Annotated in this window: 12 protein-coding genes; 5 read left to right on the top strand and 7 right to left on the bottom strand. The window is 62.2% G+C overall.

The window, feature by feature from the left end:
- Positions 1-71 precede the first annotated feature (71 nt).
- The gene (recQ, locus tag GGD53_RS05440; RefSeq protein ID WP_184454261.1) at positions 72-1,940 is read right to left on the bottom strand and encodes a DNA helicase RecQ; all 1,869 of its coding nucleotides are present in this window, start codon (positions 1,938-1,940) and stop codon (positions 72-74) included.
- On the bottom strand, positions 1,940-3,940 hold the full coding sequence (dnaG, locus tag GGD53_RS05435) for a DNA primase (RefSeq protein WP_184454259.1): 2,001 nt from the start codon (positions 3,938-3,940) through the stop codon (positions 1,940-1,942). The genes recQ and dnaG overlap by 1 nt, the downstream gene beginning before the upstream one ends.
- Positions 3,941-4,605: 665 nt before the next feature.
- On the opposite strand from dnaG, the gene GGD53_RS05430 reads away from it, so the two are divergent.
- The gene (locus tag GGD53_RS05430) at positions 4,606-5,496 is read left to right on the top strand and encodes a hypothetical protein (RefSeq protein ID WP_184454256.1); all 891 of its coding nucleotides are present in this window, start codon (positions 4,606-4,608) and stop codon (positions 5,494-5,496) included.
- Between the two features lie 3 nt (positions 5,497-5,499).
- Here GGD53_RS05430 and GGD53_RS05425 read toward each other — a convergent pair whose 3' ends face one another.
- Positions 5,500-5,955, bottom strand: a complete 456-nt coding sequence (locus GGD53_RS05425; RefSeq protein WP_184454254.1) for a GatB/YqeY domain-containing protein — start codon at positions 5,953-5,955, stop codon at positions 5,500-5,502.
- A gap of 269 nt (positions 5,956-6,224) precedes the next feature.
- Between GGD53_RS05425 and carA the strand changes: the two genes are divergently transcribed.
- Positions 6,225-7,430, top strand: a complete 1,206-nt coding sequence (gene carA, locus GGD53_RS05420; RefSeq protein ID WP_184454340.1) for a glutamine-hydrolyzing carbamoyl-phosphate synthase small subunit — start codon at positions 6,225-6,227, stop codon at positions 7,428-7,430.
- A gap of 277 nt (positions 7,431-7,707) precedes the next feature.
- Here carA and GGD53_RS05415 read toward each other — a convergent pair whose 3' ends face one another.
- Positions 7,708-9,480 (bottom strand): adenylate/guanylate cyclase domain-containing protein, encoded by a 1,773-nt coding sequence (locus GGD53_RS05415; RefSeq protein ID WP_184454252.1) that lies wholly within the window; start codon positions 9,478-9,480, stop codon positions 7,708-7,710.
- A 307-nt stretch (positions 9,481-9,787) separates the two neighbouring features.
- Between GGD53_RS05415 and GGD53_RS05410 the strand changes: the two genes are divergently transcribed.
- Positions 9,788-10,108, top strand: a complete 321-nt coding sequence (locus GGD53_RS05410; protein ID WP_184454250.1) for an antibiotic biosynthesis monooxygenase family protein — start codon at positions 9,788-9,790, stop codon at positions 10,106-10,108.
- 17 nt (positions 10,109-10,125) lie between these two features.
- Here the strand turns inward: GGD53_RS05410 and GGD53_RS05405 are convergent, their stop codons facing one another.
- Together GGD53_RS05405 and GGD53_RS05400 are read right to left on the bottom strand one after the other, a co-directional pair.
- The gene (locus GGD53_RS05405; RefSeq protein WP_088391835.1) at positions 10,126-11,529 is read right to left on the bottom strand and encodes an MATE family efflux transporter; all 1,404 of its coding nucleotides are present in this window, start codon (positions 11,527-11,529) and stop codon (positions 10,126-10,128) included.
- 145 nt (positions 11,530-11,674) lie between these two features.
- Entirely contained in the window at positions 11,675-12,919 is a 1,245-nt protein-coding gene (locus GGD53_RS05400; protein ID WP_184454248.1) for a TCR/Tet family MFS transporter, read from the bottom strand.
- A 353-nt stretch (positions 12,920-13,272) separates the two neighbouring features.
- Here GGD53_RS05400 and GGD53_RS05395 point away from each other — a divergent pair, with 353 nt between their 5' ends.
- A complete protein-coding gene (locus tag GGD53_RS05395; protein WP_184454246.1) occupies positions 13,273-14,265 on the top strand; it encodes an aldo/keto reductase in 993 nt (330 codons plus the stop codon).
- A gap of 183 nt (positions 14,266-14,448) precedes the next feature.
- Here GGD53_RS05395 and ypfJ read toward each other — a convergent pair whose 3' ends face one another.
- Positions 14,449-15,369, bottom strand: a complete 921-nt coding sequence (gene ypfJ / locus GGD53_RS05390; RefSeq protein WP_184454243.1) for a KPN_02809 family neutral zinc metallopeptidase — start codon at positions 15,367-15,369, stop codon at positions 14,449-14,451.
- Positions 15,370-15,634: 265 nt separating this feature from the next.
- Between ypfJ and GGD53_RS05385 the strand changes: the two genes are divergently transcribed.
- Entirely contained in the window at positions 15,635-16,663 is a 1,029-nt protein-coding gene (locus GGD53_RS05385) for a zinc-dependent alcohol dehydrogenase family protein (protein WP_184454338.1), read from the top strand.
- Positions 16,664-16,755 lie beyond the last annotated feature (92 nt).

Below are 16,755 nucleotides of genomic sequence, written 5' to 3'. Positions count from 1 at the left end.
TTTTTATAGCAATCGGGTTAGCATATCGCTGCTTGCTTGTCTTCTCGCTGCACCAAAATCAGCAGGCCCCTTCAATCATTGTCGTGCGAAAGAATGATCTCCAGGAAAGCGTCGCCATAACGCTCGAGCTTCGATTGCCCGACGCCCGATATGCCGAGCAATTCCTTGCGGCTGCGCGGCCGCTCCGTTGCAAAGGCAATCAGCGTCGTATCGGGAAAGACGACGTAAGGCGGCACGCCGAGCGATTTGGCAATCGCCATGCGCTCGGCTCTCAGCGCCTCGAACAGCGTGCCGTCGGCGCCCGACAGGCCCGACTTGCGCTCGCTGCGCTCGGCCTTCTTCGTACGCCGTTCCGAGGCCGGCCGGTCCTTGCGGAAGAAGACCTGCCGTTCCTGCTTGAAGACGGCGCGCGCCTCCGGCTCCAGCTTCAGCGCCCCATAGGCCTCATGATCGATACGGATCAGCCCCATGGCGAGCAGCTGGCGGTAGACCGATTGCCATGTGCGCGCCGGAATGTCCTTGCCGGCGCCGAAGACGGGCATATTCACATGGCCGAAACGCTCGGTCTTTTCGTTGACGTTGCCGACCAGCACGTCGATGACGTGACCGGCGCCGAAGCGCTCGCCGGTGCGGTAGACGGCGGCGAGCGCCTTGATCGCCGCTTCCGTGCCCTCCCAGGTTTCAACCGGCTTCAGGCAGGTGTCGCAATTTCCGCATTGGCCGGCATGCGCCTCGCCGAAATGGGCAAGGATCGCCTGCCGGCGGCAGGAGGCGGTTTCGCAGATCGCCAGCAGAGCGTTGAGCTTGGCGCGCTCGACCCGCTTGATTTCGTCTGCGGCGTTGCCCTCATCGATCATGCGGCGGCGCTGGATGACATCGGCCATGCCATAGGCCATCCAGACCTCGGACGGCAGCCCGTCTCGGCCGGCGCGCCCGGTTTCCTGATAATAGGCCTCCACCGAACCCGGCAGGTCGAGATGGGCGACATAACGCACATTCGGCTTGTCGATGCCCATGCCGAAAGCGACGGTCGCGACCAGGCAGAGATTCTCTTCTTTCAGGAAAGCATCCTGATTGGCGTCGCGCAGCGCCCGGTCCATACCGGCGTGGTAGGGCAGCGCGCGGATACCCTGCCCGTTCAGCCAATCGGCCGTATCCTCGACCTTGGCGCGCGACAGACAATAAACGATGCCGCTGTTGCCTTTATGGCCGGAGAGGAAGCGCAGAAGCTGCTGGCGCGGCTGGTCGCGCTCGACGATTTCATAGGCGATGTTCGGCCGGTCGAAGCTGGTGGTGAAGATTTCGGCATTGCCGAGCCCCAGCCGCTCGATGATATCGTCACGCGTATGCGGGTCGGCCGTTGCCGTCAGCGCCACGCGGGGCACGCCGGGATACTGTTCGCCGAGGCGGCCGAGCTCGCGATATTCCGGGCGGAAATCATGGCCCCACTGCGAGACGCAGTGGGCCTCGTCGATCGCAAACAGCGCGATCTTCTCACTGGCGATCAGCTCGCGGAAACCATCCGTCAGGATGCGCTCGGGCGTCACGTAGAGAAGATCGAGCTTTCCCGCCGAAAGCGCCCGGCGAACCTCGACGAACTCCTCGCGCGACAGCGACGAATTGAGTGCCGCAGCCCTGATGCCGAGCTGCTTCATCGCCTCCACCTGATCGCGCATCAGCGCAATCAGCGGCGAGACGACGATGCCGACGCCGTCACGGCAAAGCGCCGGGATCTGGAAGCACAGCGATTTGCCCGCACCTGTCGGGAAGAGCACCACGGCATCGCCGCCTGAAACAATATGCTCCACCACCTGCTGCTGTTTGCCGCGGAAGGTGGAATAACCATAGACCTGTTTCAGGATGTCGAGCGGCGAGCGGTCGGCGGAAAACAGCGCATCGGAAGCGGAAAAGCCTGGTTCATTGCGTTCGCGGAGCGGCATCAGTGGTTCGCCGCCCCTTTGACACGGCCGGAAAGCACGCCGAAGCCGTCGATGATCGCCTCCTGATTCTCGAGGCGTACGCCTTCAAGATGCACTTCCTGCTGCGCCCGTATCAGCTGAACGATCGCCTCGCCGTCGCCGGCTTCGGTCGCCAGCGCAATCTCGCGTTCGAGTTCCATCTTCTGCCGGCGCAAAGCCTTCGCCCGTTTGTGGAAGGCGAGCGCCTGACGATAGCCCTCACGGGCATCCTCCATCGCCGCCTCCTCGGTCGCCGTCCAGAGCCTCGCATTGCGCACCTGCTGGTCGAGGCTCTTGATGAGCGGACCGAAGCCTTCGAATTCCAGCCGCTCAGTCAGATATTCGCGCGTCAGATGCGGGCCGGCGACGGCAGCGGCTGCGCCGAGCATCGCCGACCAGAGCCGCTGCAGCTCGCGGCTGTCATATTCGATCGCGGCGATTTCATCATAATCGTCGATCATCAGGGCCGGATGATTGACGATGGTGAGCGCCAGCACGCTTTCGCGCAGCGCCGTATTGTCCCGGTGTCCGCGCACGGGGCCCGAGCGGGCGAGCCGGTCGGAAATCAGGCTGGGGCTTTTCGGTCCTGCCTTGGCCGCATTGTCGCGGCCGTTCCGGGAATTGCCGCTGAAACCGCGCCGCTCGCCACTGTTGCGGTTCTGGAACTGCGGCTGGAAGAAGGCGTTCAGCCGGTCGCGAATATCCTGCTGGTAATGGCGGCGCACATTTTCGTCGGCGATGACGGCGACGAGCTGCTTCAGCCGTGCTTCGAGCTCGGCGCGCGCCTCGGGCGTATCGAACTTGCCGGTGTTGATTTCCCGGCTCCACAGCATCTCCGAAAGCGGCTTCGCCTGGCTCATCACCTTGTCGAAAGGCGCGCGCCCATCGTCGCGCACGAGATCGTCCGGGTCCTTACCGTCAGGCAGAAGCGCGAAGCGGACGGAGCGGCCGGGCTTCAGATGCGGCAGCGCCAGCTCGGCGGCGCGATTGGCGGCGCGAATGCCGGCGCCGTCGCCATCGAAGCACAGCACCGGCTGCGGCACCATCTTCCAGAGCAGCTCGAGCTGGTTTTCGGTGAGCGCCGTGCCGAGCGGCGCGACGGCATTTTCGATGCCCGCCTGATAGAGCGCGATCACGTCCATGTAACCTTCGACGGCGATGATGGTGCCGCTCGCATTGTCGTCCTGAGAGTCGCCGCGGCCAGGCCCCTGTATGGCGCGGCGCGCTCGGGCGAAATTGTAAAGGACATTACCCTTGTGGAAGAGCTCCGTCTCGTTGGAGTTCAGATATTTCGCCGGCGCATCTGATGACATGGCGCGGCCGCCGAAGGCGATCACCTTTTCCCGCGACGAAAGGATCGGGAACATGATGCGATCGCGGAAGCGGTCGTAGGAGACCGGCACGTTTTCATGAACGACCAGGCCGCAGGCCTCGATCTGCTCCTTGGAGACGCCCTTGCCGGCGAGGAATTCCTTCAGCGCATTGCGGCTATCAGGCGCATAACCGAGACGGAAGGTCTCGATGGTACGCCCCGTCAGCCCGCGATCGCGCAGATAGGCGCGCGCCTTTGCGCCGTTGGCCGTCTGCAGCTGGTCCTGGAAGAAGCCCGTCGCCATTTCCATGACGTCGATCAGCGAGCCGCGCTCCTTCTCGCGTTTTTCCATCACGGGATCGGCAAGCGGCATCGGCACGCCGGCCATGTCGGCGATCTGCTGCACGGCCTCGGGAAAACTCAAGCCCTCCAGCTCGGTCAGGAAGCGGAAGTGATCGCCGGTGACGCCGCAGCCGAAGCAGTGATACCGACCCTTTCGGTCCTCGCAGTGGAAGCTCGGCGATTTCTCGCCATGGAACGGGCAGCAGGCCCAGTAGTCGCCGCGCGAGACATTGGTCTTGCGCTTGTCCCAGCTGACGCGGCGCGCAATCACGTTCGAAATCGGAACGCGGTCGCGGATCTCATCGAGAAAGGTGTTGGAAAAGCGCATTTATCCCTCTTGGCCAAGCTCCATATAAGCTGCTTTGCCGCACCATGCCACGAAACTCGTCGGGAAAACCCGCTATTCACAGGCAAGTGCACCCAACGGTGGCAGCGTCGGTTATCCAATCAACAACGCGTGACCACCCCTGCGACAGGGGTGCGACATTATTGTCGCCGAAAGGCCTGAGGTCGGCCGCCTCAAGGGCTTCGGCACGAGCGGTGGCATAACACGAAACCGAATTAAAACGTTTCAAAACAGCCGCTTATCGGCATGATCGCTCGCGGATCGTGATCCTCGCGGCGCCTGCCGAACCTTCGCCTCGAAGACGCTCGAAGCGCCGTTTCCGGCAATCATTATTTTTTTGTAATTTGAACAGACAGCCGCATCGCCATAGGTTTGATCTCAACAAAGCGATCCCCGAGCGAAGCACCATCCCTACCCCCGGCGCCGCTTCGCAAGGGTGCCTTTGCAAATACCCTCCGGCTTGGGCCTCAGCCCTGCGTTGCCGGCGGAAGCAAAGAGCAAGAAGGCAGGAGCGCCCCCAGCTCCTGCCTTCTTAAATTTAGGCTCTGTTGCCAACTCTCCCTTTGAAATTAACCGCTTATCGACAAAACCGTTGACAGACGGCGCGGGCATGAAAGATGTATGCCCGAACTCCTGGACCCTTCCCAATGGCTTTCACCGCGGAAAATCTTGCAGCAGACGATCGCTTTCTCGCTGCGATCCTACATTGCGCCAATCAACTGCTTGCGATCTATCGCGAGAGCCCGCGCATCGCATCGATTTTCGCCGCGCAGCAGCGCTGGCTGATGGCCCATGCCGGCTTCGCACTTCATTACGGTCACCCCGACGACGGCCAGAGCGGTGGCCTCTATTCCGGCCGCTTTGTCGATTTCGCAGTCAAGAACGACATCGCCAGCCGCAACACGGCCGCGGCTTTCATGCAGGAAATGCTGGCCTATCGTTCCCTGCGTGTGGTGCCCGGACCTGACAAGCGCACACGCTATCTGGAACCGACCGAAATTGCCGAACAGCATTTCACCCGATGGCTCGTCACCCATATGATGATCCTCGACAGCCTCGACGGCGGCGAACGCGCCGACCAGATCACCGCCGACCCCTCCGCAACAATGGCTGCGATCCAGCCGCGGATCGCAAGGGCGATCATCGGCAGCGACTCCGTGCGCAATCCTGGCCCCACCTTCAACCTCTTCAACTGGGCGAATTCCGGCGGACTGGTGATGGATTACCTGATCTCCCGCCTTCCGCAATTTCCTCGGGCGGCCGAGCGCGTCGTTATCGGTCCCCTGTCGCTCCGGGAGCTCCGCGAACAATTCATGATTTCCAATACCCACCTGAAGCGGCTTCTGACCCAGGCCGCGACCATGGAAAGCGTCGGCTGGACAGAACCTTCGCGCAAGGGCGACTTCTGGCTGTCCCGCCGCTTCATCCTCGAATATTGGAACTATCAGGCGGCGAAGTTCGCCATCGTCGATGCCGCCGCCGAGGCCGTGCTCGGACCTGCGGTCCGTCAAGAACCGCAAGCGAGACGGGCCATCTGAGGCTTATCCGTTCAAAAGCTCCTTGACGGTTGCCGATGCCTTGGCGAAATCCATCTGGCCGGCATAACGCTCCTTGAGCGCCGCCATCACCTTGCCCATGTCCTTGACGCCGGCAGCACCCGTCTCGGTGATGATCGCCGAGATGTTGGCGCGCACTTCGCTGTCGGAAAGCTGCTTCGGCATGAAGTCCTGGATGACGGTGATTTCCGCCCGCTCCTTGGCGGCAAGCTCCGGCCGGGAATTCTCCTCATAGATCTTGGCCGATTCGTCGCGCTGCTTCACCATCTTGGCGAGGATCTGCAGGATCTCGTCGTCGCTCGCCTGCTCCTTGCCGGTACCGCGATTGGCAATGTCGCGGTCCTTGATCGCCGCCTGAATCAGCCGAACGGTCGATAACCGCTCCGTATCCTTGGCCTTCATCGCCTCTTTCAGCTGGGTGGCGAGTTGATCGCGCAGCATGTCTTCACTCCTTTTTTGATGCCGCTTCATAAACCACGCCGATGCGACCGATCAAATAAATTGCGCGATGGGCGCGATAAAGCGCAGGAAAACGGCCGCAATCCCGGCTACAAAGATTGACGCTCAGCGATTGCTTGGCTATTTACCGCCACCTGCACCAAAATTCGTGATCAGGCCTGAAGCGCGCGGCATTGCCGTGCCCACACGTCTGCGAGATCAAATGGCGACGAGCGCGGCTAAGCGCATCGGCCGCCGGAAACGGGATGAAGATGACCGCAACAGCACCCTGGACAACCGAAAAGCCGACCGCCTTGCTCGTTCTTGCCGACGGTACGGTGATCGAAGGCAGGGGCATCGGCGCCACCGGCAAGGTCCAGGCCGAAGTCGTCTTCAACACGGCGCTGACCGGCTACGAAGAGATCATGACCGACCCCTCCTATCTCGGCCAGATCGTCACCTTCACCTTTCCCCACATCGGCAATATCGGCACCAATGACGAAGATATCGAGGACCTGACGCCTGCAGCCCGCCACGGCGCGGTCGGCGTCATCTTCAAGGCCGACATCACCGACCCCTCGAACTACCGCGCCGCCAAGCACCTCGACCAATGGCTGAAGGCCCGCGGCATCATCGGCCTTTGCGGCATCGACACGCGTGCGCTCACCGCCTGGATCCGCGAGAACGGCGCTCCGAACGCGGTGATCGCCCACGACCCCAACGGCGTCTTCGACATCGAGGCGCTGAAGGCCGAAGCCAAGGCCTGGAGCGGCCTGGAAGGTCTCGATCTTGCCAAGATCGCCTCGTCCGGCCAGTCCTCACAATGGGCGCAGACGCCGTGGGTCTGGAATGAAGGTTACGGCGAACTCGGCGCGGCGGATGCGAAATATCACGTCGTCTGCCTCGATTACGGCGTCAAGCGCAACATCCTGCGCCTGTTTGCCGGCCTCGACTGCAAGGTGACCGTCGTGCCGGCAACAACGAGCGCCGAAGACGTGCTCGCCTTGCAGCCGGACGGTATCTTCCTGTCGAACGGTCCCGGCGATCCGGCGGCAACCGGCGAATATGCCGTGCCGGTCATCAAGACGCTTGTTAAGACTGATGTCCCGGTCTTCGGCATCTGCCTCGGCCACCAGATGCTCGGCCTCGCCTTGGGCGCCAAGACCGAAAAGATGCACCAGGGCCATCACGGCGCCAATCACCCGGTCAAGGATCACACAACGGGCAAGGTCGAGATCGTCTCGATGAATCACGGCTTCGCGGTCGACTCGAAGTCGCTGCCCGACGGCGTTGAAGAGACTCATGTTTCGCTTTTCGACGGCACCAATTGCGGCCTGCGCGTGCTCGGCAAGCAGGTCTTCTCCGTCCAGCACCATCCGGAAGCCTCTCCCGGCCCGCAGGACAGCCATTATCTCTTCCGCCGCTTCGTCAACATGGTGCGCGAGAAGAAGGGCGAACCAGCGCTCGCCGAACGCTGATTTCAAGAAGTGCCGGTTTCGCAAGGCCCGTTAAACGGGCAGCCACCAACGTAACGCAGCATCTCTTGAACTTGAAAGACAGCTATCAGAGAAAGGACCGCTATCTGCCCATAGCGACCTTTTTTCGTTGCCGAAGAACAGGGCTGCTTTGCGTTCGCAAGTAGAGGACGGCTTCGCAGCTTCCTGACGCTGAGGGTCGTGGTTGCGCCGGCACTGGCTATTACTCAGCTCCGTGCAAACGGCGGCAACAGCTTCAAGATCGGACATTAATCATCCGTCATTGTGCGACACCGGCCTTGCGTAGCCCCTCCACGACAAGCTCGAAATCAGCGGGATTCTTGAAGGGCAAGACTTTGCGACGGTATTCCAAGGAGTAGTCGGGATTGACTCGCAGCACTTCTTGCCACGCCGCGCGAGCCTCTTCGAAACGGCCGAGGTGCCCGTAACAGGCGGCGAGAAGCGCGGGGGAGACATCGGTAATGGGGTTGCGGCTCACGCGCTGCAGCAACAGCTCGACGGCCTCTCGGAACCTTCCCAGTTGAAACAGAGCCAAAGCCTGAAAGTGGAGAACGACATCCGGAAAGTACGGATTCAGGACCCTCGCCCGATCGAAACAGGCGAGTGCCTCCCCGGCTCTGCCCGAATAGATTAGTGCCTCGCCGAGGCTGACCTGCCCTTCGGCGAAGTTCGGATTGAGGACTATCGCACGCTCGGCCTCGCTGATGGCTCTATCGTGCTGTCGCGAGTAAAGCTTGACCACGCTCAGCGCCCAGTGTGCAACAGGATCGTTATCATCCCGCGCTACCGCCAGCGTCGCAGCCTCTTCGGCTTGCTCGATGGAGCGCTGCGGCGACGCGCTCCACCGGTTCAGGTAGTCGAGCCCGTGAGTAAGAGCGAGAAAGGCGTGCGCCGAGGCGAAGTTCGGGTCCAGGTCGACGGCGCGTCGCAAAAGCTCGCGGGCATCGCTGTTCGTTTGCTTCGTCAGGCGGTGCCACAGCTCCCGGCCACGCAGGAAGCAATCATACGCCTCAGGGCGCCCGGTCTGCCCCGGCACCAGCCTTTTTCGATCGCCCTCTGTCAGACTGACCGCCAGCGCATCGACGATTTTCTGCGTTACATCGTCCTGAACCGCGAATATGTCGGTCAGGTCGCGATCGAACCGCTCCGCCCATATGTGCCCGCCGGTGGTCGCGTCGATGAGCTGCGCGGTGATGCGTACCCTGTTCCCCGATTTGCGCACACTGCCCTCGAGAACATGCCGCACGCCGAGCTTCGTGCCCACCTCCTGCACCTGGACGTTCTTGCCCTTGAAGGTAAACGACGAATTGCGGGCGATGACGAAGAGCTGCGACAACTTCGATAGCGCCGTGATGATGTCTTCCGATATGCCGTCGGCGAAGTAGTCCTGTTCGGCGTCACCGCTCATGTTGGCGAAGGGCAGGACGGCGATCGACAGCTTCGGCGACGTTGCCGTCGCAGGTGGGTTCGTTGCGGTTTCCGAGGTCGCGGCTGCCTTGGTCCCGGCGCTGCCGACTTGCAGCGAATAGACCCGGATCGGTTCGGCGATGTTCTTGAGTTGCGTGTTGCCGAGATCGCTGACCGAGAGGTCGAGCCTCGCCTTGACTTGGCGATAGGCATCCTCGGACAGGCAGATCGCGCCCGCCGCAGCGACGCCCTCCAATCGCGAGGCAATGTTGACCCCATCGCCCATCAGATCGCCGTCGCTCTCCTCGACCACGTCGCCCAGATGGATACCGATCCGGAACTCGATGCGACGATCCTGCGGCACGCCGTCATTCCGCTCGACCATACCGTTCTGCACCTCAATGGCGCAGCGCACGGCGTCCACCACGCTGCGGAACTCGACCAGCGCACCATCGCCGGTGCGCTTCACCACCCGGCCATGGTGCACGGCGATCGTCGGATCGATGAGATCGCTGCGCAGTGCCCGCAATCTCGCCAGAGTGCGGTCCTCGTCGGCGCCGGCAAGCCGGCTGTACCCGACCACGTCTGCGGCCAGGATTGCAGCCAGCTTTCGGTTCTCGCTCATGGCGCGGTCTCCTCACTTCCAGGATAGCAGGGAGACAGAGGGCAAGAAAGAACTTCTAGCCGCGGCTTGGAGCGATCTTGGTTGAGATCGACTTGTCCAATGGCTCATGGACGCACCCGACGTTGAAGCTCCACGCAATGATGCCGAGCCAGCGACCGCTTCTGGCGCACCGTTGCATCAAGCTTCGACAATGTCCCCGAAACAGGAAAGCAATGGACTTTCGACCGGCCCCTCCCCTTTCACTATTGACCTCAACCATGCTTGAGGAATTACAGAACTGCCTGCAGATCCGATGCAGGAGATATAGATGAGCGGAGCTTTCTATCGTGTCGACAAGTTCATCGTGCCGGCGGCGGCGCGTGAGGAATTTCTTGTCAAAGTGATGATGACCCACAAGCTGCTGGAGGCACAGGAGGGCTTCATCGATCACCGGGTGCTGGAGCAGGTCGCAGGTCCCGGCGAATTCAATTTCGTCACCATCGCCGAATGGGAAAATACCGAGGTCGTCGAGCGTGCGCGGGCAGCCGTGACGGCCGCCCATAGGGCCGCAAATTGCGATCCGCAGGAAATGTTTTCGCGTCTCGGCATTCGAGCCGATATCGGCAGCTACAAGCCTGTCGCCGCTTGAGGGTTGTGGCCGCCGGCTCAGACGCCGGCGATCGCGCCCTCCCGGCGAACGAGAAGATAGAACCGTCCGCAGAGCATGGCGGCCGCCGCCGCCAGCCCGACGAGGAAGCCGAACCAGATGCCGATGCCGCCCAGGCCCAGCGGAAAAGCGAAGGCCCAAGCCAGGAAGAAGCCAATCGGCCAGTAGGCGATCAGCGCCATGATCATCGGCACGCGCGCGTCCTTCAGGCCGCGCAGCAATCCGTTGGCGATCACCTGCAGCCCATCGACCAGTTGGAAAAGCCCGGCAACGACGATCAGCGGCCCGGCATAGGCGAGCACCTCGGGCGCCTCGGGCGAACTGACGTCGAGGAACCAGCTGCCCAGGAATTGCGGCATGGTGGCAAAGAGCACCGAGCCCACCGCCGAAATGGCGCAGCCGAGGATGAACACCATGATCGAAGCCCGCACCAGCCCGTCATAATCGCCCTGCCCGTGCGCGACGCCCACGCGCACCGTCGCCGCCTGGCTGAGGCCGAGCGGGATCATGAAGGCGATCGAGGCCCATTGCAGGGCGATACCGTGGGCGGCAAGTTCGATCGTGCCGATATAGCCCATCAGCAGCGAGGCCACCGTGAACAGGCTGACCTCGGCAAGGATGGTGACGCTGATCGGGAAACCGAGCCGGATGACTTCCAGCAGCGCATGCCAGTCGGGCTTCCAGAAACGCACGAAGATCTCGTAGCGGCGCGTCTCCTCCCGCCTCTGCACGAAGGCAAGGATGAAGAGGAAACCAGCCGTCTGTACCACGACCGACACGATCGCCGCACCCTCAAGCCCCATCGCCGGAAAGCCGAAATGGCCGAGCACGAGGGCATAGGCGAAGAACGCGTTCATCACCAGCGTAACGATGGTGACGTTGAGGATGATGCCTGCCTTGCCGATGGCGCTGACCAGCGCCCGCATCACGTTGAACAGCAGTGCCGGCAGCACGCCGAACTGACCGATCATGATATAGCCATGCGCGAGCTTGGCCACCTCCGGCTTCTGCTGCGCGAAGAGCAGGATCTGCTCGGAATTGAAGAAAGCGGGCTGCATAACGGCCCAATATCCAATCACCACCCACAGCCCCATGCGCAGCGATCGGCGCACAGAGACGACGTCGCCGCGGCCATAGGCCTGCGCCACCATCGGAATGACGGCGATGGCAAAACCCGAACCGAAGATCAGGATCGTGAAGAGGAACTGAGCCGAGAGCACCATCGCCGCCAGATGCTCGGCGCCGAGGCGCCCGACGATCATCACGTCGGTGGTATTGATGCCGAGCTGAGCGAGCTGTGCGCCGATCAGCGGAATGCCGAGCGCCAGTGTTGCACGGAAATGCGCACCCCAACGATTATCGTTTGTCGGCGCAAGGCTGCGCGCGTCGATCGGCGTGTCCATGACACCAGTCCTGTGATTGAGATCTGCAACGCCGCGTAGTTGGCGCAAAAATATCAATCGGGCTTAAATCAAAGCCCCGCAAAGAACTACCCCAATACAGGCAGATGATGAAAAATTCATCATACCATCACCATTTCTGATCGGTTCAGCCCACGCCTTCCAGCGCCTCGGCCGGCTCCCGGGCTCGAACCCTCGTAAGAAACACCCCGGCGGCCAGAACGATGAGCACGGCAGCCGTGAGATAAGGCGCACCGGCAAAGGTGACGGGCGCCTCAGGCCGCGTGAAATAGCCGAACATCTGCGTGAAGATCAGCGGCCCGACAATGGTGGTGATGCTGCTGAGGCTGGTCAGCGCGCCCTGCAACTCGCCCTGCGCCGAAGGCGGCACCTTGCCGGCGGCAATACTGCGCAGCGCCGGATCGGCGACGTTTTCGATGACGGTCGCCACGATGACGACATAAACCACCCAGCCCTCCCAGGCGAAGGCATAGCCGGTCAGCCCCGCAGCGGAGAAGCAGAGCCCGAGAAGCGCGGTCTTCCATTCGCCGAGCAGAGGCACGACACGCGGCAGGACCAGCCCCATAACGAGCGCCGCGCCGATGCCGTAAATGCCGAGCGACAGGCCGATCTGCCCCTCGCTCCAGCCATAGCGGTAGGTCGAGACGAAAGACCAGACCGAGGGATAGACGGCATGCGCCAGGAAGAACAGGAACATGACGAGGCTGACCCCGCCGATGCCGGGGTAATGGCGCATCTGTCGCAGCGCGCCGAGCGGATTGGCGCGTTTCCACTCGAAGCGGCGGCGGTTCTTCGCCTCCAGCGTCTCCGGCAGCAGAAAGCAGGCGGCGAGGAAATTGAGAAGCGACAAAGCGGCAGCGCCGAGGAAGGGCACGCGCGGGCCGAATTCCCCTAGGAAGCCGCCGATGACCGGGCCGATGGTGAAGCCGACGCCGAAGGCAATGCCGATCAGTCCGAAGTTCTTCGCGCGGTTCTCCTCCGTGCTGATATCGGCGATATAGGCCGAGCAGGTGGCGAAGCTGCCGCCGCTGATGCCGGCAAGCACGCGGCCGACGAACAGCATCCAGAAGCTGGTGGCGATGCCGCAGATGAAATTGTCGATCGCGAAGGTCAGCACCGAAAGCAGGAGGATCGGCCGGCGGCCGAAGCGGTCGGACAGGTTTCCAAGAAATGGCGCGAACAGGAACTGCATGCCGGCATAGACAAGCATCAGCCAGCCGCCGTCGATCGCCGCATCGCTGACACTGCCGCCGGTCAGTTGCTCGAGATAGGCGGGCAGCACCGGCATGATGATGGCGATGCCGATAATGTCGAGGAAGAGAATGACGAAGACCAGGAAAAGGCCGCGGCGAACGAATTTGGGATCAAGCATGAAGCATCTCAACCGCGGCTGTTTCTGGAAAGACGATCTCCGTCGCCGGAAAGTGACATAGCTCAGAAAAGAAACTGAAACAATCCGTGAACATCTGGAAGCATCTCAGGAGTTCTACGGGAAAATCGTCTGGGCCTCAACCGGTAGACGCGCGGCGTCGTTCCGGCGGATCCCGGCGACAACTCCCTTGCAATCGCCGCGACGGCATCCAGATCAATCCAGGCAGAACACTCATTGTGCATTTCCCCGCGCAGCCTGTTCCGCCCGGATACGAAGACGGTGGAACAGCCTCGACAGCAGCGCTCCGGCGCGGATGCCCGGTCACGCCGCCTGGCGCAATAAAGGAGAAGACAATGCAGACCTATCGTTTGGGACAGACCGGACCCGATGTCTCGGCCATCGGCCTCGGCTGCATGGGCATGTCGGGCATGTATGGTCCCGCCGACCCCGCCGAGAGCATTGCGACAATCCACGCCGCCCTCGATGCCGGCATCAATCTGCTCGACACCGGCGATTTCTACGGCATGGGCCACAACGAAATGCTGATCGGCGAGGCATTGAAGGGCCGCAGGCGCGAAGACGCCGTCATCAGCGTCAAGTTCGGCGCGTTGCGCGATCCTGCAGGCGGATGGAGCGGCATCGATGCCCGCCCGGCGGCTGTGAAGAACTTCCTGGCCTACACGCTGCAGCGCCTCGGCGTCGACTATATCGACATTTACCGCCCTGCCCGCCTGGATCCGAATGTGCCGATCGAGGACACCGTCGGCGCCATCGCCGATTTGATCAAAGCCGGTTACGTCAGACATATCGGTCTGTCGGAAGTCGGTGCCGACACCATCCGCCGCGGCGCCGCCACCGCCCCGATCGTCGACCTGCAGATCGAATATTCGCTGATCTCGCGCGGCATCGAAGAGAAGATCCTGCCGACGACACGCGAGCTGGGCATCTCGATCACCGCTTACGGCGTGCTTTCGCGCGGCCTGATCAGCGGCCATTGGCAGAAGAGTCAGGCCGCCGCCGGTGACTTCCGTACCCACAGCCCGCGCTTCCAGGACGGCAATATCGAGCAGAACCTCGCGCTGGTGGAACAGCTGCGCGAGATCGCCCGAGCAAAAAGTGTCTCCGTCGCCCAGATCGCCATCGCCTGGGTCACCGCCAAGGGCAAGGATATCGTCCCCCTCATCGGCGCACGCCGCCGCGACCGGTTGACCGAGGCGCTCGGTTCACGCGCAGTCGACCTGTTACCGGAGGATTTCGCCGCGATCGAACGAGCTGTGCCGAAGGACGCGGCTGCGGGTGGGCGTTATCCCGAGCATATGCTGCAGCATATGGATAGTGAGAAATAAGGCTAGGTATTAGGTCAAAGGGGCTGAAACGTCCCGTCGTGCGGCCCCCTCATCCGCCCTACGGGCACCTTCTCCCCGAGGGGAGAAGGGGACTTGCCACAACGTCTCGACTCCCTCTTCTCCCCTCGGGGAGAAGGTGCCCGTAGGGCGGATGAGGGGGCTGCACGGCAGGACATTGCACCCTCAAACCGGCCCCGAAAACGTATCGCACGCCGTCAGCTGCCCGCTGTCGAAACCGCGCTTGAACCACCTGACGCGCTGCGCCGAGGTGCCGTGGTTGAAACTTTCGGGAACCACGTAACCCTGCGAGCGCTTCTGCAGCGTATCGTCGCCGATCTGCTGGGCGGCGTTCAGCGCCTCCTCGAGATCGCCGGCCTCCAAGATCCCCTTCTGATCGGTATATTTGCCCCAGATGCCGGCGAAGCAATCAGCCTGCAGCTCGACGCGCACCGACATCTTGTTGGCTTCCTCCTCGCTCATGCGCTGACGGGCCTGATTGAACTTCGGCAGGATGCCGAGCAGGTTCTGCACGTGATGGCCCACCTCATGAGAGACGACATAGGCTTCGGCGAAATCGCCGGAAGCTCCGAACCGATCGGATAATTCCTGGAAAAAATCCGTGTCGAGATAGACCTTATGATCCCCCGGGCAGTAGAATGGACCCGTCGCGGCAGAGGCAAATCCACAGGCTGATTGCGTTTGTCCCGAGAAGAGAACAAGGCGCGGCTCCTCGTAATTCCGGCCCTGGGCCTGAAAGATCCCGTTCCAGGTGTCTTCAGTTTCGGCAAGAACGGTGCGCACGAAGGCGGTCATCTCGTCGTTGGCGGGCGTGCGCGTGCCCGCGGACTCGCTCTGCTCGTAGCCGGGACCGCTCGACATGCCGCCGGTTTCGAGCACCTGCAGCAGATCGACACCCATCATCTTGAAGATGAAATAGATGACGACGAGGAAGATGATCGTACCGATGCTCAAGCCGCCGCCGGCGCGGCGGACGCCGCCGCCTGAGGGAAAACTGAAGCCACCGCCGCGGCCGAACCCGCCGCCGGTGGGATCGCTGCGGCGATCCTCGACATTGTCGGACTGACGCCGGCCTCTCCATTCCATCTTCGTTCTCCCCGCCAATCCCGATGCTTGTCATCAATGAATTTATATAACCGTCAGCAGGAGGAATTCCAGCGGCTTCAACCGCATGCAAAATAGGCGGTTGCACGGCTCCTCGGCTGCAAACTTGACGGACGGGATATTGTTCCCTCAGCCCATCGGCCCCAGCCATGCGTCCCCATCACGTAAAGAAGATGCGTCAACCGCTTGACGCGACTCCTGCTTTCGCTCTTCCTGTTAGAAGGGGAGAATGCGGGAGGAGATGGCGATGAAGGCGGTGCGTCTGCAAGCGACGGGACAGTTGCATCTTTGCGAAGTCGAAAGGCCGATACCTGGTCCGGGTGAATTGCTCGTCCGAATTGAGGCTTGTGGCATCTGCGGCACCGACCGCCATATCTTCCACGGCGAATTTCCGTCGAAGCCGCCGGTGACGCTCGGCCATGAATTCGCCGGCATCGTCGAGACCGTCGGACCTGATGTGACCGATTTCCGCCCCGGCATGCGTGTGACCGGCGATCCGAACATTTCCTGCGGCGGCTGCGAGGAATGCCGGCGCGGCCGAGTCAATCTCTGCCGGAACCTGCAGGCGATCGGCATTCACCGCGACGGCGGCTTTGCCGATTATGTCTGCATGCCGCAAAGCCAGGCCTTCGCGCTGCCGACCGATCTTGATCCGCTCCACGGCGCCTTCTGCGAACCGCTCGCCTGCTGCATCCACGGCGTCGATCTCGCCGGGCTGCATACCGGCGCTTCAGTCATCGTACTCGGCGGCGGCGTGATCGGCCTGCTCACGGTTCAACTGGCAAGGCTCGCCGGCGCCACCCGCGTCATTCTGGTGACGCGCAGCGCCGAAAAACGACGCTTGGCCGAAATCCTCGGCGCCACGGCAACGGCCGATCCAGGCGACGGCGATATCGTTGCCCGCATCACCGCCGCAGACGGATTGCTGGCCGGCGGCGCCGACGTCGTCTTCGAATGCGCCGGCGTCGCTGAAACCATGCAACAGGCGCCGCGGCTTGCCCGCCGTGGCGGCACTGCCGTCATTCTCGGCGTGATGCCGCAGGGGGCAAAAATCGAGATCGAGCCCTTTGACCTGCTGTTTCGCGAAGTCAGGCTGATAAGCTCCTTCGTCAACCCCTTCACCCATTGCCGCGCCGCCGATCTGATCGCCTCCGGCAGGATCAAGGTCGAGCCGTTGATCTCCCGCAGGATTGGGCTTGCGGAAGCCCCGGACGCGATCGTCAATCCGGCGCGCAGCGGCGAAATCCGGGCACTCGTCATCCCCGGCCGGGAATAGGCGTCCGCGCCGGTTCGAATTCCTGTCGATTCCGCGATTTATGGGGTTCCGTTTGCAAATACATTTGCCTATAAGCCGCTTCTAGCCTGAAA

Origin of the sequence: Rhizobium aethiopicum (genome assembly GCF_014197535.1) — a bacterium.
In the GTDB taxonomy this organism is placed as follows: Bacteria; Pseudomonadota; Alphaproteobacteria; order Rhizobiales; family Rhizobiaceae; genus Rhizobium; species Rhizobium aethiopicum_A.
This window is presented reverse-complemented; position numbering and strand designations above follow the sequence as displayed.

Coding starts and splice junctions, on each gene's coding strand:
- recQ (WP_184454261.1), bottom strand. CDS start 1,940: ATGCCGCTCCGCGAACGCAATGAACCAGGCTTTTCCGCTTCCGATGCG.
- dnaG (WP_184454259.1), bottom strand. CDS start 3,940: ATGCGCTTTTCCAACACCTTTCTCGATGAGATCCGCGACCGCGTTCCG.
- GGD53_RS05430 (WP_184454256.1), top strand. CDS start 4,606: ATGGCTTTCACCGCGGAAAATCTTGCAGCAGACGATCGCTTTCTCGCT.
- GGD53_RS05425 (WP_184454254.1), bottom strand. CDS start 5,955: ATGCTGCGCGATCAACTCGCCACCCAGCTGAAAGAGGCGATGAAGGCC.
- carA (WP_184454340.1), top strand. CDS start 6,225: ATGACCGCAACAGCACCCTGGACAACCGAAAAGCCGACCGCCTTGCTC.
- GGD53_RS05415 (WP_184454252.1), bottom strand. CDS start 9,480: ATGAGCGAGAACCGAAAGCTGGCTGCAATCCTGGCCGCAGACGTGGTC.
- GGD53_RS05410 (WP_184454250.1), top strand. CDS start 9,788: ATGAGCGGAGCTTTCTATCGTGTCGACAAGTTCATCGTGCCGGCGGCG.
- GGD53_RS05405 (WP_088391835.1), bottom strand. CDS start 11,529: ATGGACACGCCGATCGACGCGCGCAGCCTTGCGCCGACAAACGATAAT.
- GGD53_RS05400 (WP_184454248.1), bottom strand. CDS start 12,919: ATGCTTGATCCCAAATTCGTTCGCCGCGGCCTTTTCCTGGTCTTCGTC.
- GGD53_RS05395 (WP_184454246.1), top strand. CDS start 13,273: ATGCAGACCTATCGTTTGGGACAGACCGGACCCGATGTCTCGGCCATC.
- ypfJ (WP_184454243.1), bottom strand. CDS start 15,369: ATGGAATGGAGAGGCCGGCGTCAGTCCGACAATGTCGAGGATCGCCGC.
- GGD53_RS05385 (WP_184454338.1), top strand. CDS start 15,635: ATGAAGGCGGTGCGTCTGCAAGCGACGGGACAGTTGCATCTTTGCGAA.